Source organism: Janthinobacterium sp. GW458P, assembly GCF_002127585.1.
Classification (GTDB): Bacteria; Pseudomonadota; Gammaproteobacteria; order Burkholderiales; family Burkholderiaceae_D; genus Janthinobacterium.
Map to the genome: position 1 here is coordinate 1 of NZ_NEGZ01000070.1, position 23,887 is coordinate 23,887.

Here is a 23,887-nt window from a genome sequence, read left to right on the forward strand (position 1 = left end):
ATTTCATCGGCCCGGCCACGCCGCCGGCGCGCGCGCAAGCCGTCTGGGACCAGTATGCGCGCCACGTCGCAGAGCTGGCCGGGCAGGGCGCCCGGCTGGTGCTGTTGCCGGAAAAGATAGCCGTGCTGGCGCCGGCCCGGGCGGATGCCGTGCGGCAGCGTTTCCAGGCGCTGGCGCGGCACGCGGGCGTGTGGATCATCCTCGGCATCGGCGTGGAAGAGGCGGCCGGGCGGCGCAACCTGGCCTGGCTGTTTGCTCCCGATGGCGCGGCGCCCGTCAGCTACCAGAAGCACCATCTGGCGCCGCCCGAGCGGGACTTTCTCGCTGGCAACGCGTATGCCGTGCAGCCCGTGGCGGGTCTGGCCATGGGCCTGGCCATCTGCAAGGACATGCATTTYGCGCCGCTGGGGCAGGCGTATGGCGCGGCCGGAGCGCGCGCGATGCTGGTGCCGGCCTGGGATTTCCAGCTCGACGACTGGATGGGGGCGCGCATGACCGTCGTGCGCGGCGTGGAAAACGCTTATGCGGTGCTGCGCGCCGCGCGCGAGGGGCGCTTGACGGTCAGCGATGCATATGGACGGGTGCTGGCGGAACAGGCCAGCAGCGCCATGCCGGGCAGCGTCTTGCTGGCGCCGTTGCCGGCCGCGCGGCCTGTGGCGACCTGGGCCGGTTGGCTGGGGCCGCTGTTCGGCTGGCTGTGCGTGGCGCTGGCGGTGCTTTTCCTCGCTATGGGGCACCGCGCCGCCCCCGCTTCCTGACAGAAAATACTTCATTTTGCTGCAATGCGCAAAAACACTGCCGGGGCGCGCATTTTCATATTATCTGCAAAGCAGCCACATAATCGCCAATGGTGATTGCACGGCTGCCGCATATATATAGGCGCAATGCCGAATAAATATTGCACTGCAATAAGTGGTTTTCTCTGGTATTGAGAAAAGCGCGGAACTGGTATTAATTGGTACTTAATTCGGCCACGAAGTCGTACATATCGCCGCGGAAGTAGGAGCGGCAAAATTCCACGGCGCGGCCGTCGCGCAAAAAGCCCAGTCTTTCCACCGATAAACCGGCATCACCTTCCTCCGCTTGCAGCAGGCTGGCCTGCTCGCCCGTCAGCAACAGCGCGCTGAGCCGCTGCAGGGCGCGCACGGGGCGGTTGCCCGCCTGTTCCAGCGCGTCGTACATGGACACGTCGACGGCGTCGAGCGCCGGCAGGCAACTGGCCACGATGGTGGCGTACTCCAGGCACATCGGCACCTCGTCCGCATAGCGGATGCGGTGGAAGCGGTACACGGGCGCGCCCGGCGACAGCCGCAGGCGCAAGGCTTCTTCCGGCGTCACGGTGCCCTCCGCGCGCTTGAGCCAGACGCTGCGCGGCGTGCGTCCGCGCGCCCGCATGTCCTCGGAAAACGAGGTCAGCTTGGCGAAGTTCTTCTCGATGCGCGTATTGATGAAATTGCCCGAGCCGGGGCGGCGCACCAGCAAGCCCTCGTTGACGAGGCCGTCGATGGCCTTGCGCACGGTGATGCGCGAGACGGCCAGGTCGCTGGCCAGCTGGCGCTCGGCCGGCAGGGCTTCGTCGGGACCGAGGATGCGCTTGTCGATCGCTTCGCGCAGCGCGCGCTGCAGTTGCTGGTACAGGGGCAGGCTGCTCGTCTGCCCCAGGCCTTGCATGATGTGAGCCAGGGTGGTCATACGCTGTGGGTCTCCGTTACGGCGCGTTACAGACGCGCTCTGTATCTGTTTTGTGTCGCTGGATAATACCAAAAAAGGCCGTTATAAAACCAATTTCAATTATCAAGCCAGCAATTTATGCCTGGCTACGCTCGTATTTAGCCCGCGCATACGGGCTACAGATTGATTTAGATAAAGTGGTCTGTGTGATTCAAACAACGTTATAAAAAAAAAGTTGCAACTGGTAGTGTTCTGGTATTGGATAGTAGTATATTGGCGTTGAATTGGTTTTGTAAGTGGTTGTGCCGAAGGGTCTGCAGCATGCCGGAGACAGTGGGCGGGCTGGAAAGAAGATCTACGTTAAAAATGAAAAGGTTCCATCCTGGAGCCTAAATCAAGGGGGAGTACATGAAACGCAATTTGACACCTGCAGCTGCCGTCGTGAAAACCGGTTCGCGTAGCCGTACGCCGATCGCTGCTGCCGTTGCCGTGATGGTCGCCGGCCTGGCCTTTTCGGCGCAGGCGCAAGAAGCTGCCGCCGACGACGTGGCCACCGTGACGGTGACCGGCGTGCGCGCCTCGCTGGAAAAGTCGCTGAAGCAAAAACGTAATGCGGATTCCGTGGTGGAAGTGGTGACGGCCGAAGATATCGGCAAAATGCCGGACCGTAACGTGGCTGACGCGATCCAGCGCCTGCCAGGTGTGAATACCCAATCGTCGGCCGGCGGCGAAGGCGGCTTCGGCGAAAACGACCGCGTCAGCCTGCGCGGCACCAGCCCCAGCTTGCAGCAAACCCTGTTCAACGGCCACGCCATCAGCACCGGCGACTGGTTCGTGCTGAACCAATTCGGCGGCAACGTGGGCCGCAGCAGCAGTTTTTCCTTGCTGCCATCCGAGCTGGTGAGCTCGGTAGTGGTGAGAAAGAGCGCCACCGCTGATCTGGTGGAAGGCGGCGTGTCCGGTGCGATCGACGTGATCACGCGCCGCCCGCTGGAGTTCAAGAACAAGTTTACGGCCGAAGGCTCGATTCAGGCCAACTACAATGACCTGTCGGAGAAAACCCAGCCCCAATTCTCCGGTATGGTGAACTGGAAAAACGACGACAATACGCTGGGGATCATGGTGCAGGGTTTCTCGCAAAAGTCGGAAGTGCGTCGTGATGGCCAGGAAATCCTCGGTTACACGGCGATTTCTGCCGACAAGGCTGCTGCGCAGGCGCATCCTGATCTGGTGGGCGTACTGGCCCCTACCTTCATCGGCGCGAGTTTCTTCCAGCAAAAGAAAACCCGTGAGGGTGGTGCGTTTGATATCGAGTTTAAGCCGAACAAGGATCTGACGCTGGATTTGAATGGATTCTATTCGCAATTGAAGGCGCCGCATTCGAATACCAACCACCTGGCCGCGCCGAGTGGCTCGATCAATGCGGGGATGGTGCCGACGTCCTACACGGTGCGCAATAATACGCTCGTGGCGGCGAACTTCACGAAGAATGCCGGCGAGGTCGACAATATTTATCGTCCGGACGCAGGCGGTGAAACGTACTATCTGGACTTCAACTTCAAGTACCGCGCCAGCAAGGACCTGACCTTCACCGGCAAGCTGGGCAAGACCCACGGCGTGGGCTACGACCGTGATGATGTGTACTACCAAAACAAGGTCGATGGCGGCATGAACTATGCGCTCAATGGCATGAGTCCGGCTACCGTTTCCTATCCGGGCGGCACGACCACGGCGCCATTGGGCACGGCGTGGATCGGTGGCGGGGAATCGCAGTCGGTCGACAAGGAACTGTATACCCAGATCGATGGCGAATTGCGCCTGTCGAGCGGCATTTGGGATTCCATCAAGTTTGGCGCGCGCTTCACCGACCATAAACGTACCGCCGAGCACCCATTTGAAACGGGTCCTGGCGCGACAGGTCTGGACAGTGCCGGCCCCATCTGGAACGGTACGCTGTATCCGGGTAATTTCGCTTCCAACCTGGGCGGCAATTTGCCTACCAACTATTTCCGCTATGACGGCGATGCCCTGGCAAAATGGGCGGCGATTCCGGGCAACCGCAATCCTGACCGCGTCGCTCGCCACAACTGGCGCGATGAATTCAAGCTGCAGGAAAAAACCCAGGCAGTCTACGGTATGGCCAATCTGACCGGCGATAACTGGAGCGGTAACTTCGGCGTGCGCGCCGTCCATACCAAGCAGTCCACGACGGTGAATGCCAGCGGCGGTCCGATCACAGGTTCCGCATTTGGCGCCTACTCGCAAAACACTTATGATCGCAGCTATAACGACTTCCTGCCTAGCGCCAACATCAAGTTTGATGTCCGCAACGATCTCGTTGTGCGCGCCGCATTGGCCAAGACCATTGCGCGCCCTGACTATAGCGCGTTGGGCGGCGCCGTATCGCTGAATGAGGATTCCCTGAGTGGTACCAAGGGCAACATCAACCTCAATCCTGTGCGTTCGAACAATGCCGAAGTCAGCGCCGAGTGGTATTTCGCGCCAAAATCGGCGGTCTCGGCCGGCATCTTCTACATGGATTTGAATTCGATCGTGGCGCAACGTAACGTCAACGCCACCTATTTCAATACCAAGGTTGGTGCTGACAGGGTGTTCCAGGTGACCGAGTCCTACAACACCAAGGGCAAGAACAAGGGCGTCGAGTTGAGCTATCAGCAACCGGTGTTCGGTGATTTCGGCGTACTGGCCAACTACACCTACGCCGACGGCAAGCTGAACGATGGCAGCGAATTGCTGAACGCGTCGAAAAACACCTATAACCTGACCGCTTTCTACGAAGCACACGGTTTTAGCGCGCGCCTGGCCTACAACTATCGCTCGGCCTACAAGGCCGGCGTGGACCGTGGCGCCAGCCAGCACGTCGACGACAGCAGCACGCTGGCAGGTTCGCTCAACTACAAGATCAACGAGCACTTCACGATCACGTTCGATGCGCTTAACCTGACCAACGAAACCATCAAGATGTACGCCGAAAACAAGGATCAGCCACGCGCGTTCTACAGCAATGGCCGTACCTTCTATCTGGGCCTGCGCGGCAAGCTGTAAGCAAGACGATCCGGCCTGATGCACCCGCGTCAGGCCCGGTCTTCCTCGGTCTTTCAAGGCAAGTTCCTGTTTCAGGGGCTTGCCTTTTTTTTCGGCGCTCCCGCCGGTCTTTGTCCCTTTCTGCTGCACCCCGTCGTTTGCCGTCTGTACTCATCCATAAAACCGTCCCGCCAGCGCGGCGGGCATCCATAACGAGGAGTCTATGAACAGCCGTTTGCATCCCGTATTACACCCCATCGCCGCCGCAGCCGCTTTGTTGTCCATCAATATGGCGGCACAGGCGCAGCAAGCCCAGTCCGCCTCGCCGGCGATGCAGGAAGTGGTCGTTACCGGCATCCGCGCTTCGCTGGAACAGTCGCTGAGCCAGAAGCGCAACAGCGATTCCGTGATCGACGTCGTCAGCGCGGAAGATATCGGCAAGCTGCCTGACAAGAACGTGGCGGACGCCGTGCAGCGCGTGCCGGGCGTCAACATTTCCTCGTCGGCCGGCGGCGAGGGCGGCTTCTCGGAAAATGACCGTGTCAGCATCCGCGGCACCAGCCCCAGCCTGACGCAAACGCTGATCAACGGCCACGCCGTGGGCACGGGCGACTGGTTTGTCACGGACCAGGTGGGCACCGTGGGGCGCAGCGTCAGCTTCGCCTTGCTGCCGTCGGAAATTGTCAGCCGCGTCACCGTGCAAAAGAGCGCGCAGGCGGACCTGGTGGAAGGCGGCGTGGCCGGTTCCATCAATATCGAGACGCGCAAGCCGCTCAGTTTCAAGCAGCCTTTCACGGCCGAGCTGGCCGTGCAGGCCATCTACGCGGACTTGCCGGGCAAGACGGACCCGCAGATGAATGCCTTGTTCAACTGGAAGAACGAAGCGAAGACCATGGGCGTGCTGTTCCAGGTGTTTTCCGAGAAGCGCCACGAGCGCCGTGACGGGCAGGAATTTTTCGGCTATGGCGCCATCGACGCCGACAGCCCTGCCGCGCAGAAATATCCGGAACTGGCGGGCGTGCTGGCGCCGCTGGGCATCAACTCGGCCCTGTTCGAACAGGTACGCAAGCGCCAGGGCGGCAGCATCGACCTGCAATTCAAGCCCACCGCTGACTTGATGCTGGACGTCAACGGTTTTTATTCAAAACTGGATGCGGCCAATTACAACCGCAGCTTTTATAACCAGCCGGGCGCCAACCTGAATGCCGTCGACAATGACGGCAAGCATGTGGGCGTGATTCCCAGCGCGTTTACCGTCAAGAACAATACCCTGGTGGCGGCCGATTTTCCCGCGTCGCAGTTTCCTGCGGCGAATGCCACTACGCCGTACAACGGCCAGCTGTATCCGGCCCTGGTGGACCAGATCTACCGCCCCGGCTCGAACTCGTCGACCGCGTATGTCGATGTCAACGGCAGCTACCGCGCCAGCGAGCGCCTGCGCATTACGGGCAGCCTCGGCTACACGCGCGGCATCGGCGAAACACCCGTCGACCTCGGCTATGAGGCGGGCCTGACGGGCGTGGGCGTGTCTTACCAGCTGAACGGCCTGTCGCCGGCCAGGCTGAATTTCCCCGGTCTCGACATTTCAAAGTTATCGAATGCGGTAACGGCATCGGCCTGGGGTTCCCACGTGGAAACCCTGGACACGGAAAAATACGGCCAGGCCGATGGTGAGCTGAGCATGGATTACGGCGTGCTGGAATCGCTGAAGTTCGGCGCGCGCTATGCGGAACACCACCGCAATGTGGCGTGGCCGGAAAACCGCAGCTGCGCCGTGTGCGACGGCACCACGAATGCACCCTTGCCGAAGTGGAATGGCGGCACCTATCCCGGCGACTACGGCAAGGGCCTGGGCGGCAATGCGCAGGGACGCTACTGGCAACTCGATCCGGCCGACCTGGTGGCGTGGGCCAACAAATACGACAATACGGGCGGGCCGAACTCGCGCAACTGGCCGGCCGAACTGGACGTGAAGGAAAAGGATAGCGCGGCCTACATCATGGCCAATCTGGCGGGCAACAAGTGGCGCGGCAACGTGGGCGTGCGCCTTGTGCGCACGCAACAGACGACGGTGACGAACGTGCCGGGCGGCGAAAATCCGATCGGCCAGGAAAACGTCTTCGGCACCTATACGCCCACCATCGTCAAGCACAGCTATACGGATGTGCTGCCCAGCGCCAACATCAAGTTTGACCTGAGCAAGGACCTGGTGGCCCGCGCGGCTGTGGCGAAAACCATGGCGCGCGCCGACTACAGCGCGCTGGTGGGCGCCGTCAACCTGAACGACCAGTTGCTGACAGGCACGGGCGGCAATCCGGACTTGAAACCGATACGCTCGACCAACTACGACGCCACGCTGGAATGGTATTTCGCTCCCAAGGCCATGCTGTCCGTGGGGGCCTTCTACATGGACATGAAATCCTACGTGACGTTCGGCACGGCGCCCGTGAGCTATTACAATAATACCTTCAAGAAATTCAACACCTATGTGATCCAGTCGCCGACGAATATCGGCGCCAGCAACAAGGGGGTGGAACTCAGTTACCAGCAGGGCTTGTGGGGCGGTTTCGGCGTGGTGGGCAACTACACCTATACGAATGGCAAGGCCGACGATGGCGCCGCCGTGGTGGGCAGCTCGCGCGGCACGTACAACCTGGAAGGCTATTACGAGGACGAGCGCCTGAGCGCGCGCCTGGCCTATACCTACCGCTCCAGCTTCCTGGCCGGCCTGTTCAGCAGTTCGCCCCAGTACGTGCATGGCGTGGGCAACCTGGCCGCCTCGCTCAACTACAAGATCAACGAGCGCTATTCGCTGACCTTCGACGTGCTGAACCTGAATAATCCCGTGCTCAAGTATTACGGCGCCAACCAGGACCAGCCGACGGCCCTGTATTCGAACGGCCGTCAATTTTACTTTGGCTTGCGCGCCAAACTGTAGTGGATAAGGCCTGACCACACCTGCTGCACGATGGTTTTGTCAGGCATCGTTTTTTTTCAGGCCTTCCGCCACCAGCGGTGGGCCTGCTTTTTTCATCTGGAATTGTTTGACATGACTATTGCTTCTCAACGCTACCTCGCCCTCGACGTCCTGCGCGGCCTGACCGTCGCCCTGATGATCGTCGTCAATACCCCCGGCGACTGGGACGCCGTGTATGCGCCGTTTTTGCATGCCGAATGGCATGGTTTTACTGTGACCGACCTGGTGTTCCCCAGCTTTCTGTTTGTCGTCGGCAATGCCTTGGCCTTTGCGCTGGGGAAATATGAGCACCTGGGGCATGGCGCCGTGCTGGGCAAGCTGTGGCGGCGCAGCGCGCTGATCTTTTTACTGGGCTTCTTGCTGTACTGGTTCCCCTTCTTCAAGATCGACGACGCGGGCCAGTTCGCCTGGTCGCCGCTGTCGCACACGCGCATCCCCGGCGTGCTGCAGCGCATCGCCGTGTGCTACCTGACCGCCGCCCTGATCCTGCATTACGGGAGGACGCGCGGCGCCCTCGTCTTCAGCGCCTGCGCCTTGCTCGGCTACTGGGCCATCCTGGCGACCTGGGGCGACTATACGCTGCATGGCAATGCGCCGGCCAAACTCGATCTGTTCCTGCTGGGCGACAGCCATTTGTACCACGGCGAGGGCCTTGCCTTCGACCCGGAAGGCGTGCTCGGCACCTTGCCGTCCATCGTCAATGTGATTGCCGGCTATCTGGCAGGCAGCTTTGTGCGCCAGGCAGCGCCGGCGCGGCTGCGTTCCGCGCTGTATCAGCTGGTGGTGGCGGGCGTCATCTGCGTGGCCGTGGCCCTGTGCTGGAATGAGGTGTTTCCAATCAACAAGAAGCTGTGGACCAGCTCCTATGTGATGCTGGGCGTCGGCCTGGACTTGCTGCTGCTGGCTACGCTGATGTTCATCATTGACGTGCGTCAAATGACGGGCTGGACCTGCTTCTTTGAAGTCTTCGGCAAGAACACCCTGTTCATCTACCTGGTGTCGGAAGTGCTGGTGATCATCGCGTTTACCGTGCGCATCGGCGGCGGCAACCTGTACCAGTGGCTGTACCGGCAGTGGTTTACGGGCTGGGCGCCGCCCCGCGTGGGCTCGCTGCTGTTCGCCGTCAGCTTCATGCTGCTGTGCTGGCTGATCGCCTACGGCATGGACAAGCGCAAGATCTACATCAAGGTCTAGAACTTTAACTTCAAGCCGTAACGCGTGGCCAGGGCGGTCAACAGCAGCATCAGGGCGGTGACGGCGGCCGCATTCCACAGGCCGGCCGCGCCGCCCGTGGCCAGATACGGCCACCAGAAGCGCGGCAGGTGCAGCACGGCCGCCAGCTGTTCCCACAGGTCGGGCACGATGTAGGCAAACAGGGCGTTGGTGCCGGCCGGTAACAGCACCACGGCCCAGGCGCGCCAGCGCCACACGTCGATGACGACATAAAACACGAGGAACAGGGCCAGGATGAGGGCGCTGCACACGAGTGTGTAGGATTCCGTGGCCGCGATCTTGTTGATGTGGTGATACGGCCGCAGCAGCAGGCCGGCCGCCAGCAGGCCCAGCGCGAACCAGGCCATGAAGCGGATGCGCTGCCCATGGCTGAGGGCGGCGCCGCGCAGGAACAGCCGGCCCGCCACGGTACCGGCCAGCACATTGGCCGCCGTCGAACCGAGCACTTGCGGCACGTTGACAAACCCCTTGATACCAGCCGGCAAGAAATCCAGGCTGCCGGCCGTGCCGCCCATGTACAGCACGATCAGCAGGGAAAACATGCCCATCAGCGCCGTGCCGCTGCCCCGGCACGCCAGGTAGAGCAGGCTGCACAGCAGATAGGCCCAGCCTATCATGCCGAGGATGCCCCACCATGACGGTTGCAGCCAGGTGCTGGAAAACTCGCTGTTCAATTCCCCGCGAAAAGTTGCCAACAGAAACAGCATCAGCGCGCCGCCCACAGCCAGTTCCCGCTTGCCCGCACCCTGGCGCCACAGCAGCATCATGGCCACATAAAACAGCAGGAAATACGCGGCGCGCGGCAGCAGCGCCGCCTGCGCATCGTAGCGGTAGGCGTTCGCCAGCACCACGCCGGCCAGCATCAGGCTGCCCGAGCGCCACAGCAGGCGTCCCAGCAGGGCGGGCGTGACGCGGCCGCAATGGCGCTGCAAGGCCAGCGGGATGGCCATGCCGACCATGAACAGGAAGCCGGGGAAGACGAGGTCGGGCACGGTGATGCCGTCGGCGCGGGACCCCGCATGTTCGAGCCACCAGGCGATGCCGGGCATGCCGGCCAGGTAGTTGACCCAGATCATGGCGATGATCACGCAGCCGCGGAAGGCGTCCAGGCTGGTCAATCGTTCAGGAGCGGCGGCGGTGGCTGGCGGCATGGCGGGAGGCAAGAAGGTCGAAAAAAAAGCGGCCCCGGCATACACCGGGAACCGCTCTGGCAGGGATGCTTGCTGGCAGGTATTACTTGGCCGCTGCCGCCGGCGCCGCCGCTGCCGTGGCAGGACGGTTCAGCCACAGGATCCAGTAACGGGCCAGGTCGCCCACGCCGTCGCCGCCCTTGACGGTTTCCAGGACCTTGATGGCTTCATCTTTCTTGCCAGCCATGGCGTAGGAATAGCCGAGGCGCAGCTTGGCGTCTTCCGGACGCTTCAGGCCGCCCTTGGCGATGCCTTTCTGGATCAGGTCGATACCTTTGTCGAACTGCTCCATCGTCACGAAGGCGTAGCCGAGGTTGATCAAGCCCGTGCCGTCCTTGCTCTTCATGGCCGACGCTTCGCCGCTGGCGATGTTCTTCACGTCGTCGGCGGCCGCCTTGTTGGCCTGGTCGCGCAGTTTCTTGTGCTTGGCGGCATTCGCGCCCGTGCCCAGCGCGCCCTTGGCAAAGCCGGCGTCCAGCACTTTTTTCGCTTCTGTCGGGAAGGCGTTCTGCAGCGCGATTTCAGCCATGTCGCTGTAGTCCTGTGGCGGCATGGTGTCGACGGCCTTGAATTGCAGGCGCAGCACGTCGAGCGCGAAGCGGTCGGAATAGCCGGCCTTGCTTTGCGTGCGGCCCAGCAGATCGCTCCAGTAGTCATCCGACGGGTAGTAGCGCACGAGGTTTTCCATGGCGACCAGGTAGGTGGCCGGATCCTTGCTCTTCGAGCCCGTATTGGCCAGCAATTGCAGTTCCTCGATGGTCGGCGTCTTGCCCGCCTGCTGCTTGGCCGTCAGGTCGGCCATCAGTTCCTGTTTCGCGCGCGCGAAATCATTGCTGAAGTAATAGGCGCGGATGATGTACGGGCGCATGGTGGTCACGTCGCCTGTTTCCGTTTGGTAACGGGTGAACCACTTGATGGCGTTCGGATAATCCTTGGCGTTGTAGTGGTAGTTGGCCAGTGCCTGGATGAAGTCGCCTTGCGCTTTCTTGTCCAGCTTGCCGGATTCGATGACCGCTTCGAGCGCCGTCATGGCCATGGGCGCATTGTTGGTGGTCGACGCCAGCGCCACGCGCAGGCGGTTCAGCACGAACGTTTCATACGGTGTCAGGGCGGGAATGGCGGCAGCCTGGTCGATGCGGCTTTGCACGTCGGCGTAGTTCTTCGCATCCATCGACGCCTTCACGGCGGTCGGGTCGAGCAGCTTGAACACTTCAGGGCGCACGGAATCGGCCGGAGCGGCGGCAGGCGCGCCGGCGGCAGCGGCCGGCTTGGCATCCTGCGCGTGCGACAGGGCTGGCAGGACATTCAGGCCGATGGCTGCCAGGAGCAGGCTAAGACGGGCAAGGCGGAATTGGGACATGGGTTATCCTTCAATCAATAACAAAAATACACACCGGCAATGGCTGCCGCAGCATCGTGCCGCAGCGTTGCCAGAGGGCAAGGAAGCTCAAAAAAACACACATTCTGCCATTCTGCCTGCATAAGTCAAAGAGAGGCAGCATGGTAAATAGCGGCTATTGTCACATAAACGGCTGGGCTGGTGCGGCAACAGTGCGCGGCAGGGCTTGCCCTGACACATCGAACAGCAGGCAGCGCGGCGGCGGCAGGTGCAGGCGCATGGATTCGCCCGGGTGGCGCAAGCCCCCCTCGGCAGGCAGCTTGACGGCCAGCATCTCGGCCACGCCCGGCAGGCTGGCGTAGACGATGGCCACGTCGCCCAGGTATTCGATGTGGCTCACGGCCGCGTCGACGACGTTGCCGCCCGCATGGTCGCCATCGTGCAGGCTGACATGCTCGGCCCGCACGCCCAGGGTCAGGCGGTCGCCGGGCGCCACGCCCGCACCGTTGGCCTCGACCCCGATCACGGCGCCGCCGGGCAGGCGCACGCTGACTGCGCCGGGCGTGCTGGCGACGGCGACGCAGGCGATGCAGTTCATCTTCGGCGCGCCGAGGAAGCCGGCCACGAACAGGTTGCCGGGATGGTTGTACAGCTCGTGCGGGCTGCCCACCTGTTCGATGCGCCCGCCGTTGAAGACGACGATGCGCTCGCCCAGGGTCATGGCCTCGACCTGGTCGTGCGTGACATAGATCATGGTGGTTTTGAGTTCCTGGTGCAGGCGCGAGATTTCCACGCGCATCTGCACGCGCAGGGAGGCGTCCAGGTTCGACAGCGGCTCGTCGAACAGGAAGACCTGGGGCTTGCGCACGATGGCGCGGCCGATGGCCACGCGCTGGCGCTGGCCGCCCGACAGGTCTTTCGGTTTGCGCTGGAGCAAAGGCGCGATCTGCAGGATGTCGGCGGCGCGCTCGACGGCGGCGCGCACCTCGGCCTTTTTATGTCCGGCCAGGGTCAGGGCGAAGGCCATGTTCTCGAACACCGTCATGTGCGGATACAGGGCGTAGCTCTGGAAGACCATGGCCAGGCCCCGCTCGGCCGGCGCGATATCGTTGGCCAGCTTGCCGCCGATATGCAGCTCGCCGCCCGTGATGTCTTCCAGGCCGGCGATCATGCGCAGCAGGGTTGATTTACCGCAACCTGACGGCCCCACGAAGACGATGAATTCGCCGTCGCGGATGTCGAGGTCGATGCCGTGGATGACAGGATGCCTGTCATCGTACAGCTTGACGATGTTCTTTAAAACGATGTGTGCCATGGAGTGGTTCTATCCTAGCTGGCGCTGGCTGGCGCTTGAGGGGGATCGGCCTTGCTCAGGTCCGGTTTGTCCGCGTCTTCCTTCGGCCCGACGCGCATGAAACGCGACAGTATCAGCACGGGCACGGCCGATACCAGCACCCACAGGAAGAAATTCTTGTAGCCGAGGGCCATCTGGATATCGCCGCTGACCATCTTGAACAGCACGAAGCCCAGCTGCATCACGCCGGTGGCGAATGCATAGTGGGCCGTCTGGTATTTGCCCACCGAGACGACCTGCATCATGAACAGGATCAGGCCGACGAAGCCGAAGCCGTAGCCGAACATTTCCACGCTGAGCGCGGCCGTGATCAGGGCCAGGTCGCTCGGCATGCTGTGGCTCAGGTAGTAGAACACCAGGTTGGGCAAGTTCATGGCCAGGATCAGGAAGAACATGGCGCGCTTCAGGCCCAGCCAGGAAGTAAAGTAGCCGCCGCCTATGCTGCCCAGCAAAAAGGCCACGGTGCCGGCCGTGCCGTACACGGCGCCCACTTCCACCGTCGACAGGCCCAGGCCTCCCAGTTCGCGCGCTTCGCGCAGGAACAGCGGGCCGATGGTCTGCACCTGCGCCTCGCCGGCGCGGAACAGGATGATGAAGGCGATCATGCCCCAGATGCCGGGCTTCTTCAGGAAGTCCACCAGCACTTCCCACAGGGTGCGGCTGATGCCCGCCACGCTCTTGTCCTTGACGGCGCTGTTGCGCACCTGCGGCAGCGACCAGATGTGGTAGGCGGCCAGCGACAGCATGATGGCGCCGATGATCAGGAAGATCACCGACCAGGCCTGCTTCTTGCCGATCTGGTCTTCCAGGTAGCCGGCCAGGATCACCAGGCCGCCCAGCGAGATGAACTTGCCCGCGTTGAAGAAGGCGCCCTGCCAGCCCGCATAGGCGGCCTGCTGCTTGTTCGACAGGCTGGCGATATACAGGCCGTCGCAGACGATGTCGTGCGTCGACGAGGCCAGCGCGGCGACGGCCAGCACGGCCACGCAGGCGGCGAACCACAGCGGCGTCTGCAGGGCCAGCGCGATCAGGCCCAGACTCAGGCCGCCGAGGAACTGGAACAGCACCACCATGGTCTTTTTGCTGGGCGCCAGTTCCAGGAAGGGGCTCCACAGGGGCTTGAAGACCCAGGCAAAGCCGATCAGCCCTGTCCAGCGCGCGATCTGGTCGTTCGGCACGCCCAGGCTCTTGAACATCAGGCCGGCGACCAGGGCCACGGCGTAGAACGGCAAGCCCTGGGCGAAGTACAAGGTGGGCACCCACGAAATCGGGCTGCGTGTGCTGCTGCTGATGCGCTGGTCGTGCATGGAGGCTTCCTTATCGAGAGACGTTTTCATTTGACTGCGCCGTCCATGCCGCGCATGAAGAAGCGTTGGGTAAACAGAAAGGCGAGCAGGGTCGGCACGATGGTGATCAAGGTGCCGGCGGCGATCACGCGCGTGCTGCTGCCGAAGGTGCCGCGCAGATACAGCACGCCCACCGACAGCGGGAATTCATCGGGCTTGCTCATGACGATGGAGGGCCAGATGTATTCATTCCACGATTCGACGGCCGTCAGGATGCCGACCGTGGCCAGCCACGGCGTGATCAGGGGCAGCATGATGCGGCTGAAGATGACCCATTCGGACGCGCCATCGACCCTGGCCGCGTCGATCAGGTCTTGCGGCACTTCCTCGAACGCCTGCTTGAGCAGCAGGATGGCCACGGCCGTCACCACGTTGGGCAGGATCACGCCCGTGTAGGTGTCGACCAGGCTCATTTGCGTGATGGTGATGAAGTTGACGAGGAAATTGACTTCCGACGGCAGCACCAGGGTGGCCAGGATCAGGCCGAACACGAGCTTGCGGCCGCGGAATTTCAGGCGCGCCAGCGGATACGCGGCCAGTGAGCACAGCAGCAGCTTCCAGAACACGGTAAACACGGCGATCAGCACGGAGTTCTTGAAGAACGACCAGATGGGAATCGCATTGAACACTTCGATGAAGTTCTCGAAGGACGGCGCCTTCGGCCAGAAGGTGGGCGGGAAGGCGAAGATATTGCCTTCCGTGGAGACGGCCGTCACCAGCGTCCACCAGAACGGAAACACGCAGACGACGGCGATGGCGCACAGCACGGCGTAGTGGCCCAGCATGTGCAGGCGGGTTTTCAGGGGGCGGGAACGGATTTTCATGGTCATCCCCCGGTCAGCGGTGCTTGGGTTTGAGGTAGCGCAGGCACAGCAGGGCGATGCCGATGCAAAATAGGGACACGACGAAGCTGGCGGCCAGCGCGCGCGGCAGTTTCAAATGCTTCAAGCCCTGGTCGTAGGCGTAGTACAGCGCCGTGAAGGTGGAGTTCATGGGGCCGCCCTGCGTCAGCACGTCGACCTCCTGGTAAGCCTTCAGGGCCGCCAGCACGGACAGGATGGAGCACAGCATGATGGTCGGGCGCAGCATGGGCACGGTGATCTTCCAGAAGCGCTGCCAGCGGCTGGCGCCGTCGAGCATGGCCGCTTCCTGCATGTCCGACGGAATCGATTGCAGCGCCGCCAGGTACATCACCATGTACCAGCCCAGGCCGCGCCACAGGGTGACGAACATGACGGCGAACAGGGCCAGGCTGTCGTTCGACAGCCAGCCCACGGGCGCGTTCACGAGTTTTAACGTCATCATCACGTAGTTCAAGGCGCCCTGTTCGTGGAACATGAAGCCCCACATGATGCCGACGACGGACACGGTGGTCACCACGGGCACGTAGAAGGCCGCGCGGAACAGGCGGATGCCGGGCAGGCGGTTGTTCACCAGCACGGCCAGGGTGATGGCGCCCACCTGCACGAAGGGCACCATCAGCAGGAACAGCAGCGAGTTTTTCAGGCCCGAGACGAACATCTCGTTGTTGAAGATGTAGCGGAAGTTGTCGAGGCCGACGAAGCGCGTCTCGCGTATCAGGCTGTAGTCGGTGAAGGCCAGCACCGAGCCGTAGCCGACGGGCCAGAAGGAAAAGGCGGCCAGCAGCAGCAGGGCGGGGGCGAGGAACAGCCAGGCTTGCACGGTGTGGCGGTGGGCGAGTTTCATGGTGTCCTTAGTGGCGCGGCAGGCTGGCCAGCTTGCGGTTCCAGATGGCGACGGCCTGGTCCAGCGCCTGCTTGACGTCCTGCTTGCCCGTCACGCCCGCCTCGACGGCCTTCACCAGCGAGCGGCGCAGCTCGTCGTAGTCGTCGATGCCGGCCACGTACAGCGTGCGCGAGTGGTTCATCGACATGGCGCCGGCGGCCACCGCCTTTTCAGCCGCGCCCGCGTTCTTCGGCGTGGACAGAAAAAACGGGTCGGCCGCCGCCTTGACGGTGGTGGGGAAGACGCTGGCCTGGCGCGCGAAGGCCAGCTGGTTGGCGTCGTTCGTCAGGTAGCGCGCGAACTTGCCGACCGATGGCAGCAGCTGCGCCGGCACGCCTTTCGGAATGGCGAAGTGCACCAGCCAGCCGCCGTCGGCGATGCCGGTCGGGCCCAGCGGCGCCGGCGCCACGTCCGTGATGGCGTAGATGTCCTGGGCGTCGCTGCGGATGCGCTGCATGGCCGTGGGGGGCGCCAGCAGCATGCCCAGGCGGCCGCCCTTGTAGGCGTCGATGACGGCCGGGAAATTATCTTCGGCGAACAGGCTTTCCTTCAGCAGGCCGCCCGCCCTGTAGGTATCGGCCAGCTTCTGCACCAGCGCCACGTGCCGCGGCGAATTGAAGACGGCGCGGTTGTCGGCGATGACGGCCAGGCCCTGCTGCATGAACAGGCCGTCGATTTTGGAAAGGGCCGGGGCGATGCCGGCCTTGCCCGTGCGTTGCGCGATCTGCCGCGCGAACGCCAGCTGCTCATCGAGACTGGCGGGGCCGCGCGTGAGGCCCGCCTGTTTGAAAATGGCGGTATTGAAGGCGATCACCGCGACGTTGCTGTACATGGGAAAACCGTAGGTGCGGCCCTTGAAGCGCAGGTCGTCCAGGGCGCTGGGAATGTAGCTGGCGCGCGCTTCCCTGATCAGCGCGTCGACGGGCATGAGCAAGCCGTCGCGCGCATATTCATCGGCCCAGGGCACGTTCAGGCTGACCAGGGCGGGCGGCGTGCCGGCCACGATGCGCGTGACCAGCTTGGTCTGGATGACGTCCCACGGGAAGTCGATCCATTCGATCCTGACGTCGGGATTCTGCGCCTCGTAGCGCGCCACCACCGCATTGAAATACGGCGTGAACTTGGGCTTCATGCTGAAGGTCCAGAATTCGATTTTCTCGACAGCCCATGCCTGTGGCGCGAGCAGGCCCGCGCAGGCAAACACCGCCAACAGTCTCTTGATCGTCATTTTTATCCTGGAGCGCAAGGCTCCAATGTCCATGAGTCCGCGGCGCGGGTACATGCCCTTGCCGTCGCTTATATTCGGGTATGGCTGGCGGCAGCCGCGCCCCGTGCCGGGGGCGCAGCTGCCGGTACTGCTTAGTTGGTCTTCGTGACCTTGCTCAGGTGACGCGGCGCATCCGGGTCCATGCCGCGCGCGGCCGACAGTTTTGCCGCCATCACGTAGAAGGACTGGATGGCAACGATCGGGTCGAGGTCCGGCGTGGCCGCCACGGGCAGGGTCAGGTCGCGCTCGGCCACGTCGGCGGGCGCCGCCAGCAGGACCTTGGCGCCGCGGCCGCGCATTTCCGTGGCCAGCTGCAGCAGGCCGGCCTGGGTCGGGCCGCGCGTGGCGAAAATCAGCAGCGGGTAGCCGTCTTCGATCAGGGCCATGGGGCCGTGCTTGATTTCGGCGCCGCTGAACGCTTCCGCCTGCAAAGCCGAGGTTTCCTTGAATTTCAGGGCCGATTCCAGCGCCACGGGGAAGCTGATGCCGCGGCCCACGACCATGATGTTGCGCGCCGGCGCCAGCACGTCGATGGCGGGCGACCAGTCGACGCGGGTCGCTTCGAGCAGCGCTTCGGGCAGCGCTTCCAGGCCTGCCTGCAGCTCGGGGTCGTTCTGCCACTGGGCCACCATGCGCGCGCCGGCGACCAGGCTGGTTATGAAGCTTTTCGTCGCGGCGACGCTTTGTTCCTTGCCGGCGCGCAGGGGCATGGCCCATTCGGCGGCGTGCGCCAGCGGCGATTCGATGTCGTTGACGAGGGCCACGGTGGTGGCGCCGCCGTCGCGGAAGTAGCGGATCGGCTCGACCACGTCCGGGCTCTGGCCCGATTGCGAAATCGAGATGGCCAGGGTGTCGCGCGTCACCAGCGGCGACTTGTTCAGGGTCACGAGCGACATCGGCAGCGAGGCGACGACGCGGCCCAGGCGCGCCATGATCAGGTAGGCGACGTAGTTGCAGGCGTGGTCGGAGCTGCCGCGCGCGATGGTCAGCGCGGTGGAGAACGAGGTGCTCCTCAATTTGCGGCCCAGTTCCGCGTAGCGTTCCGTGTCGCTGGCCAGTTGCAGGGCGACGCATTCGGCGGCGGAAACGGCTTCTTTAAGCATCATTGAGGTCACAGATTTCTCCTTCTATATAGACAGCTTTGAGTTTGAGATCGCGATCGAGTACCACCAGATCGGCGTAAGTGCCGGGGGCCAGCCGGCCGCGTTCTTCCAGGCCCAGGTAATCGGCGGCGTTGGTCGACACGCGCTTGGACGCGTCGGCCAGGTCCAGTCCCAGTCCCACCAGGTTGCGCAGCGCCTGGTCCAGGGTCAGGGTGCTGCCCGCCAGCGTGCCGTCGGGCAGGCGCACGCCGCCCATGCATTTCTGCACGGCGTGGCGGCCCAGCATGTATTCGCCGTCCGGCATGCCGGTGGCGGCGGTCGAATCGGTGACGCAGTACAGGCGCGGGATGGCGCGCAGGGCCACCTTGATGGCGCCCGGATGCACATGCAGCAGGTCGGGGATCAGTTCGGCGTATTCGGCGTGCGCCAGGGCGGCGCCGACCATGCCCGGCTCGCGGTGATGCAGGCCGCTCATGGCGTTGAACAGGTGCGTGAAGCCCACCGCGCCGTGTTCCAGCGCGGCCACGCCGTCTTCATAGGAGCCCAGCGTGTGGCCGATCTGCACGCGCACGCCGGCGTCGGCCAGCGAGCGCACCAGTTCCAGGTGCCCGGCGATTTCCGGCGCCACGGTGATGACGCGCAGCCTGGCCAGCGTTTGCAGGCGCTCGATTTCGGCCAGCGTGGCGGCGCGCGCGTAGTTCGGCTGCGCCCCGAGCTTGCCGGAATTGATGTACGGGCCTTCCAGGTGGGCGCCCAGCACGCGCGCCGTGTTCGGGCGGCGGTTGTTGGCGGCGATGCCGATGGCCGTCAATGCCACGTCGATGTCTTCCGGCGGCGCCGTCATGGTGGTGGCCAAGAGGCTGGTGGTGCCGTGGCGCGCATGGATGGCCGCGATGGCGTACACGGCTTCGCCGCCTTCCATGATGTCCTTGCCGGCGCCGCCGTGCACGTGCAGGTCGATGAAGCCGGGCAGGATGTAGTCGTCGCTGTTGCTTGAGGGATGGATGGAATTGCCCGCGATGCTGTCGACGCGCTCGCCGAAGGCGATGGCGCCGTGGATCCAGCCGCCGGGGGTAAGGATATTGCCTTTGATAGTGCTGCTCATCTGCGCGACTCCGCTACGAATTCATAATAATCACTGCGGCAATACGAGTGGGTCAGTTCCACCGCTGCGCCGTTGTCGAGATAACTGACACGGGTGATGTGCAGCATGGCTTCACCCGTCTTGATATTGGCCAGCTTGGCCTGTTCCGCCGTGGCGTTGACGGCGCGGATATGCTGCAGCGCGCGCATCGGGATGGTGCCGCGCGACTCCAGGTAGCCGTACAGCGAATCGGTCACCTGCTGCGGGTCCGGCATGTACAGCACGGGGATGGTGGTCGTCTCGATCGCCATCACCACTTCGTCGGCCGTGCGCAGGCGCCGCAGGCGCGCCACCGGCATGTGCGGCGACAGGCCCAGCGACAGCAGTTCCAGCGGCGCGGCCGCGCCGATGTCGCGCTGCAGCCAGCGCGAGCCGGCCGTGAAGCCCCGCTGGCGCAGTTCCTCCGAAAAGCTCGTCAGGCGCGACAGCGGCTGCTCCAGCTTGGGCGTGATGTAGGTGCCCGAGCCGCGCTTGCGCGTCAGCATGCCCCGGTCGCACAGCATGTCGATGGCCTTGCGCGCCGTCACGCGCGAGATTTCCAGGATTTCCGACAGCACGCGTTCCGAGGGCAAGGCCTGGTTGGCGCGCCAGTCGCCGCTGGCGATGCCGTCCGACAGCATGTTCGCCAGCTGCATGTAGAGCGGCGTGTCGCTGGCGGGATTCGGTTTGAAGGCGGACAGTTTGGCCAGCATGGTCATTGCTCCTGCAAGTGCTTGCTGATCAGGCGCAGGCCGCCTGCCGCCGAGTCGCCCTGTGCCGGCACGACCAGTTGTAACAGCTGCGCCGGCAGGTAGGCCGACAAGGGCGCCGCCAGGCCGCCGCACAGGGCCACGGGCAGGGTGCCGGCCGGGTCCAGGGCCCTGGCGATGAGGGCGATCTGCTGGCCCGCGTCGGTCAGGATGGTGCGCGCCACCGCGTTGGTGGCCGCGTGTTCGAGCACCAGCCGCGCCAGCTGCGCGAACGTGGTCTGGCTGGCGGCGGCCAGCCACACCTGCATGGCGTCGCGCTGGCCGCCGCAGGCGTCGATGACGGCCGTGGCGAAGGCGCTGCCGGGTACGCGCCCGTCGACCACCTGCTGCACGTGGTTGACGGCGCGCATGCCGATCCAGGCGCCGCCCGCTTCGTCGCCGGAGGGAAAGCCCCAGCCGCCCACTTCATGGCGGCTGCCGTCCGCGTGCAGCACTTCGCCCACGCTGCCCGTGCCGATGGCAACGATGGCGCCCGGCTGGCCGGCATGCGCGCCCAGCAGGGTGGTCAGGGCGTCCGATTCGAGCGCGACGGCAGCATAGCCGGGATTGTGTTCGGTGAAGCTGGCGGCCCACTGCTTGTTGTGCACGCCTGCCAGGCCCAGGCCGATGGCCATGCGCTGCAGGGGCGGCTGTTCCAGGCCGGCGGCGCGGAAGGCCAGGGTGACGGCATGGCCCACGGAAGTCCAGGCCCGTTCGATGCCCAGTCCCAGGCCGGAAGGGCCGCTTTGTCCCTGCGCCAGTTCCTGGCCGTCGCAGCGCGCCAGGCGTACGCGGGTGCCGCTGCCCCCGCCGTCGACGCCGATTATGTATTCGATCATGTGTGTGCAGTCCCGCTTATGGTTGGATGCGCCTGTCTCGGTTTTTTATTTGTCGGGCGGCGAAAAAGCTGAAGGCACTATATTGTCGCCTCGATGGCTTGTCAACAGGTATTTAAGTGGTATTAGCAAATGCATTGCGCGGAGTCGCGCCATGCCCGAGCGTCTGATTGCAAGTCTTTGTTAATAAAGGGATTTTTGTGTGCCGTGAATGGTATTGAAATTGGCCTTGTTTAATGCCAATTTTTCCCCACTGGTCTGTTGTTGGCCGTGCGGTATTGCTTTTGTGCATGCTTGGCAAGGGACGCCATGAAGAGTAGAGTCCGCCTTTTACACCTGAGTTGGAAGAGCATGATGAACGACAAGGCAGCAAAGAGCGCGTATTGGGATGACTGGCAGCAAGAGGCGCTGGCCGCCGGCGTGTCGGCGCCGCTGGCCGCGCTGGGCATGGAAATGATGCGCACGCACCGCAAGAACCGCTGGCCGAAGGATTTCCTGGGCCGCGAAAGCGATGGTCCGGTCATGATCGAGATGTGCCTGGAGGACGAGGCGGAAACGGAATTGTTCTTTATCGAAAACCTGTATCCCTACGATGCGGCACTGATCGAGAAGACGCGCCGCCGCCTGTGCCTGCACTGACCGGGCGCTGACGCCGGAGTGGAACGGCCGCCTTGCGCGGCCGTTGTAACGTCAGGTGCTGAACTTTTCGCTGCTGGCGCGCACGCGCATGCGCAGGCTCAGCAGCACGACGGCGACCAGCAGCAGCGACTGCGTGCTCGGTTCGTATGGCCCGCGCTGGCTGGCGTCGGGCGACTGGAAACTGGCCAGGCGCATCGGCAGCGTGGCGGGCGCCGCCTGGTAGGCGGCCAGCTGCATCGGCGGCCGCGTCTCTGCCGCATGCGTATTGCCGGCGGCCCATAGCGACAGGGCCGCGCCCAGCAAGATCATCGTTCTCATCATGTTCTGTATTTCTGCCGAGGGCTGTGCGTTGATACCCACGGGCGCGACGCATGCCGGCCCGTGTCCTGTCCCCAGTGTGTATGCTTGCCTCCGGTGCTGGTCATGCAGCACCGAAATGATATCTTTTTATAAATTGCGTGTATTAAAACATAATGAAGTGAAAATGCAAACGTCTTTTTGCAAATAAGCGCATGCGCTGGCTGTGCTTGCCGGCCGCGGTCTATTGCATGGGGGAAAGGACGTGGCATTTTCATGGGGGAGTGTCATAATGGCCCAGGCATTTCCGCCCAGGCATGGAGTAGATGATGAGCAAGGCACAGGACAGCAAGAAAGAAGCCAAGAAAGAACCGGCCAAGACCATGAAGGAAAAGAAGGAAGCCAAGAAGGTCAAGAAAGAAGAGCGCAAGCGTTAGGCATGCGCGCGCGCCTTTCCTTGTCGCATCCGTGGCGCTGGCCGGCCCTGCTGGCGGCTTGCGCCGTGCTGGCCGCGGGCGCGCCCGTGTCCGGCGTGCTGGCGCAGGCCAGGCCGGCGCCGTCAACGTTCGGGCAAGTGGTGGGCAATGCCGTGCTGTGCGTCGACCATATCGACAACAAGGCCTTCTATGCCTATCTGCTGACGGCTTTCGGTCCGGCCTACAAGCATGAAGGGGGCGCCTACTGGTTCCGCACGGAAGCGACCCTGTGGGGCGCGCCGATTACCGACGTCATCGTCAGCGACGACACCAGTGCCCTCGTCTTCATGGGCGTGGTGGCGGACTCGACGCCGGAAAAGCTGGAGCCGGCCATTCGCAGCGCCTCGGGCTTGCGTTTCAACAAACTCGACAATTCCGCATTTCCCGTCCGCGGTTCCGTGCCTGGCAGTAAAATCGTGTACTTCCGTAGCAAGGCAAAAGTCTATTGCGCCAAATACAAGCCGTTGCCGCCCGCCCGCACCCGCTGAGGGCAGCGGCTTGCCGCCGCGCATTTTGATCGCTTCATCCGCAGGGTTTCCATGTACACGCATTATTTCCAGCTCAAGCAATCACCGTTTTCGATCGCCCCCGATCCCCGCTACCTGTTCATGAGCGAGCGCCACCGCGAGGCGCTCGCGCACTTGCTGTACGGCGTGGGCAGCGGCGGCGGCTTCGTGCTGCTGACGGGCGAAATCGGCGCCGGCAAGACCACCGTGTGCCGCTGCTTCATGGAGCAGATCCCGGACAATTGCCAGCTTGCCTACATCTTCAATCCGAAACTGTCCGTCGAGGAATTGCTGCTGTCGATCTGCGAGGAATTCCGCATCGCCGTGGCGCCAGATGTTGCCAGCGTGAAAGGCTATGTGGACGCCATCAATGCGCACCTGCTGGCCAGCCATGCGCAGGGCAAGAACAATGTGCTGATCATTGATGAAGCGCAAAACCTGTCCGCCGCCGTGCTGGAACAGCTGCGCCTGCTGACGAACCTGGAAACGAGCGAGCGCAAGCTGCTGCAGATCATCCTCATCGGCCAGCCGGAATTGCGCGCCATGCTGGCCCGTCCCGAACTGGAGCAGCTGGCGCAGCGCGTGATCGCGCGCTATCACCTGGGATCGCTGACGGCCGATGAAACGGCCAGCTATATCCACCACCGCCTGGCCGTGGCCGGCGGCATGGCGCAGACGCCGTTCGCGCCGCGCCTGATGGCGCAGATCCATGCCTTGAGTAAAGGTGTGCCGCGCCGCATCAACCTGCTGTGCGACCGCGCGCTGCTGGGCGCCTACGTGGAAAACCGGCCGCAGGTGACGCGCCAGATCCTGCGCCGCGCCGCCGAGGAAGTGTTTGCGGAAGAGGGCAAGCCGGCTGCCGGACGGGGCTTGCGCTGGCCGCAGGTGGCCGGTGGCGTGCTGGCCGGCGCGCTGGTGACGGCCGCGCTGGCCTGGCATTTCATGCCGCGCGCTGGCGTGCCCGCCCCGGCGGCCATCGCCCCGGCCTTG

At 63.5% G+C, this 23,887-nt stretch carries 20 protein-coding genes; 7 read left to right on the plus strand and 13 right to left on the minus strand.

The features are described 5' to 3' along the window. Positions 1–758 (plus strand): nitrilase-related carbon-nitrogen hydrolase (locus tag CBW50_RS25540; RefSeq protein ID WP_301178822.1); only part of this gene is annotated, 758 nt, incomplete at its 5' end. A gap of 193 nt (positions 759–951) precedes the next feature. Here CBW50_RS25540 and CBW50_RS25545 read toward each other — a convergent pair. Next, positions 952–1,692, minus strand: coding sequence for a GntR family transcriptional regulator (locus CBW50_RS25545; RefSeq protein WP_034759852.1), 741 nt, complete (start codon positions 1,690–1,692; stop codon positions 952–954). A 471-nt stretch (positions 1,693–2,163) separates the two neighbouring features. Between CBW50_RS25545 and CBW50_RS25550 the strand changes: the two genes are divergently transcribed. From CBW50_RS25550 to CBW50_RS25560, 3 genes are all read left to right on the plus strand, one after another. Continuing rightward, positions 2,164–4,737, plus strand: coding sequence for a TonB-dependent receptor (locus CBW50_RS25550; RefSeq protein WP_253251993.1), 2,574 nt, complete (start codon positions 2,164–2,166; stop codon positions 4,735–4,737). Between the two features lie 202 nt (positions 4,738–4,939). After that, positions 4,940–7,654: a TonB-dependent receptor gene (locus tag CBW50_RS25555; RefSeq protein WP_172404885.1), complete on the plus strand. Its 2,715-nt coding sequence runs from the start codon at positions 4,940–4,942 to the stop codon at positions 7,652–7,654. Between the two features lie 111 nt (positions 7,655–7,765). Then, positions 7,766–8,887 (plus strand): acyltransferase family protein, encoded by a 1,122-nt coding sequence (locus CBW50_RS25560; protein WP_086148131.1) that lies wholly within the window; start codon positions 7,766–7,768, stop codon positions 8,885–8,887. On the opposite strand, the gene CBW50_RS25565 is transcribed toward CBW50_RS25560, so the two are convergent. The 11 genes from CBW50_RS25565 to CBW50_RS25615 form a co-directional block, all read right to left on the minus strand. Further along, entirely contained in the window at positions 8,884–10,077 is a 1,194-nt protein-coding gene (locus CBW50_RS25565) for a DUF5009 domain-containing protein (protein WP_099420652.1), read from the minus strand. The genes CBW50_RS25560 and CBW50_RS25565 overlap by 4 nt on opposite strands. Before the next feature lie 82 nt (positions 10,078–10,159). Continuing rightward, complete coding sequence (locus CBW50_RS25570) at positions 10,160–11,476, minus strand: hypothetical protein (protein WP_086148119.1); 1,317 nt, start codon at positions 11,474–11,476, stop codon at positions 10,160–10,162. 160 nt (positions 11,477–11,636) lie between these two features. Beyond that, positions 11,637–12,770, minus strand: a complete 1,134-nt coding sequence (locus CBW50_RS25575; RefSeq protein WP_086148120.1) for an ABC transporter ATP-binding protein — start codon at positions 12,768–12,770, stop codon at positions 11,637–11,639. A 14-nt stretch (positions 12,771–12,784) separates the two neighbouring features. Then, positions 12,785–14,116 carry an MFS transporter gene (locus CBW50_RS25580; RefSeq protein ID WP_086148121.1) on the minus strand — a complete coding sequence of 444 codons (1,332 nt, stop codon included), beginning with the start codon at positions 14,114–14,116 and terminating at the stop codon, positions 12,785–12,787. A 26-nt stretch (positions 14,117–14,142) separates the two neighbouring features. Beyond that, positions 14,143–14,979: a carbohydrate ABC transporter permease gene (locus CBW50_RS25585; RefSeq protein ID WP_086148132.1), complete on the minus strand. Its 837-nt coding sequence runs from the start codon at positions 14,977–14,979 to the stop codon at positions 14,143–14,145. A 13-nt stretch (positions 14,980–14,992) separates the two neighbouring features. After that, entirely contained in the window at positions 14,993–15,862 is an 870-nt protein-coding gene (locus CBW50_RS25590) for a carbohydrate ABC transporter permease (protein ID WP_086148122.1), read from the minus strand. 7 nt (positions 15,863–15,869) lie between these two features. Next, positions 15,870–17,129: an ABC transporter substrate-binding protein gene (locus CBW50_RS25595; protein WP_086148123.1), complete on the minus strand. Its 1,260-nt coding sequence runs from the start codon at positions 17,127–17,129 to the stop codon at positions 15,870–15,872. A gap of 131 nt (positions 17,130–17,260) precedes the next feature. Continuing rightward, positions 17,261–18,274, minus strand: a complete 1,014-nt coding sequence (locus CBW50_RS25600; protein WP_086148124.1) for an SIS domain-containing protein — start codon at positions 18,272–18,274, stop codon at positions 17,261–17,263. Further along, positions 18,264–19,376 (minus strand): N-acetylglucosamine-6-phosphate deacetylase, encoded by a 1,113-nt coding sequence (gene nagA, locus CBW50_RS25605; protein ID WP_086148125.1) that lies wholly within the window; start codon positions 19,374–19,376, stop codon positions 18,264–18,266. Before nagA ends, CBW50_RS25600 begins: the two co-directional genes overlap by 11 nt. Further along, complete coding sequence (locus CBW50_RS25610) at positions 19,373–20,107, minus strand: GntR family transcriptional regulator (RefSeq protein WP_086148133.1); 735 nt, start codon at positions 20,105–20,107, stop codon at positions 19,373–19,375. The genes nagA and CBW50_RS25610 overlap by 4 nt, the downstream gene beginning before the upstream one ends. Before the next feature lie 2 nt (positions 20,108–20,109). After that, a complete protein-coding gene (locus CBW50_RS25615; protein WP_086148126.1) occupies positions 20,110–20,982 on the minus strand; it encodes a BadF/BadG/BcrA/BcrD ATPase family protein in 873 nt (290 codons plus the stop codon). A 348-nt stretch (positions 20,983–21,330) separates the two neighbouring features. Here CBW50_RS25615 and CBW50_RS25620 point away from each other — a divergent pair, with 348 nt between their 5' ends. Continuing rightward, on the plus strand, positions 21,331–21,618 hold the full coding sequence (locus CBW50_RS25620) for a hypothetical protein (protein ID WP_086148127.1): 288 nt from the start codon (positions 21,331–21,333) through the stop codon (positions 21,616–21,618). A 51-nt stretch (positions 21,619–21,669) separates the two neighbouring features. Here the strand turns inward: CBW50_RS25620 and CBW50_RS25625 are convergent, their stop codons facing one another. After that, positions 21,670–21,939 carry a hypothetical protein gene (locus CBW50_RS25625; protein ID WP_139842640.1) on the minus strand — a complete coding sequence of 90 codons (270 nt, stop codon included), beginning with the start codon at positions 21,937–21,939 and terminating at the stop codon, positions 21,670–21,672. Between the two features lie 415 nt (positions 21,940–22,354). Between CBW50_RS25625 and CBW50_RS25630 the strand changes: the two genes are divergently transcribed. Both CBW50_RS25630 and CBW50_RS25635 read left to right on the plus strand, forming a co-directional pair. Beyond that, a complete protein-coding gene (locus CBW50_RS25630) occupies positions 22,355–22,879 on the plus strand; it encodes a hypothetical protein (protein ID WP_086148129.1) in 525 nt (174 codons plus the stop codon). A 51-nt stretch (positions 22,880–22,930) separates the two neighbouring features. Continuing rightward, positions 22,931–23,887: AAA family ATPase (locus CBW50_RS25635; protein ID WP_172404886.1), on the plus strand; the 957-nt coding region annotated here is incomplete at its 3' end.

Excerpts from the sequence above, each read along its gene's own strand:
- CBW50_RS25570 (WP_086148119.1), bottom strand. The coding sequence starts at position 11,476 with ATGTCCCAATTCCGCCTTGCCCGTCTTAGCCTGCTCCTGGCAGCCATC.
- CBW50_RS25565 (WP_099420652.1), bottom strand. The coding sequence starts at position 10,077 with ATGCCGCCAGCCACCGCCGCCGCTCCTGAACGATTGACCAGCCTGGAC.
- CBW50_RS25625 (WP_139842640.1), bottom strand. The coding sequence starts at position 21,939 with ATGATGAGAACGATGATCTTGCTGGGCGCGGCCCTGTCGCTATGGGCC.
- CBW50_RS25595 (WP_086148123.1), bottom strand. The coding sequence starts at position 17,129 with ATGACGATCAAGAGACTGTTGGCGGTGTTTGCCTGCGCGGGCCTGCTC.
- CBW50_RS25560 (WP_086148131.1), top strand. The coding sequence starts at position 7,766 with ATGACTATTGCTTCTCAACGCTACCTCGCCCTCGACGTCCTGCGCGGC.
- CBW50_RS25630 (WP_086148129.1), top strand. The coding sequence starts at position 22,355 with ATGCGCGCGCGCCTTTCCTTGTCGCATCCGTGGCGCTGGCCGGCCCTG.
- CBW50_RS25545 (WP_034759852.1), bottom strand. The coding sequence starts at position 1,692 with ATGACCACCCTGGCTCACATCATGCAAGGCCTGGGGCAGACGAGCAGC.
- CBW50_RS25550 (WP_253251993.1), top strand. The coding sequence starts at position 2,164 with ATGGTCGCCGGCCTGGCCTTTTCGGCGCAGGCGCAAGAAGCTGCCGCC.
- CBW50_RS25585 (WP_086148132.1), bottom strand. The coding sequence starts at position 14,979 with ATGAAAATCCGTTCCCGCCCCCTGAAAACCCGCCTGCACATGCTGGGC.
- CBW50_RS25575 (WP_086148120.1), bottom strand. The coding sequence starts at position 12,770 with ATGGCACACATCGTTTTAAAGAACATCGTCAAGCTGTACGATGACAGG.
- CBW50_RS25555 (WP_172404885.1), top strand. The coding sequence starts at position 4,940 with ATGAACAGCCGTTTGCATCCCGTATTACACCCCATCGCCGCCGCAGCC.
- CBW50_RS25580 (WP_086148121.1), bottom strand. The coding sequence starts at position 14,116 with ATGCACGACCAGCGCATCAGCAGCAGCACACGCAGCCCGATTTCGTGG.
- CBW50_RS25615 (WP_086148126.1), bottom strand. The coding sequence starts at position 20,982 with ATGATCGAATACATAATCGGCGTCGACGGCGGGGGCAGCGGCACCCGC.
- nagA (WP_086148125.1), bottom strand. The coding sequence starts at position 19,376 with ATGAGCAGCACTATCAAAGGCAATATCCTTACCCCCGGCGGCTGGATC.
- CBW50_RS25610 (WP_086148133.1), bottom strand. The coding sequence starts at position 20,107 with ATGCTGGCCAAACTGTCCGCCTTCAAACCGAATCCCGCCAGCGACACG.
- CBW50_RS25600 (WP_086148124.1), bottom strand. The coding sequence starts at position 18,274 with ATGATGCTTAAAGAAGCCGTTTCCGCCGCCGAATGCGTCGCCCTGCAA.
- CBW50_RS25590 (WP_086148122.1), bottom strand. The coding sequence starts at position 15,862 with ATGAAACTCGCCCACCGCCACACCGTGCAAGCCTGGCTGTTCCTCGCC.
- CBW50_RS25620 (WP_086148127.1), top strand. The coding sequence starts at position 21,331 with ATGATGAACGACAAGGCAGCAAAGAGCGCGTATTGGGATGACTGGCAG.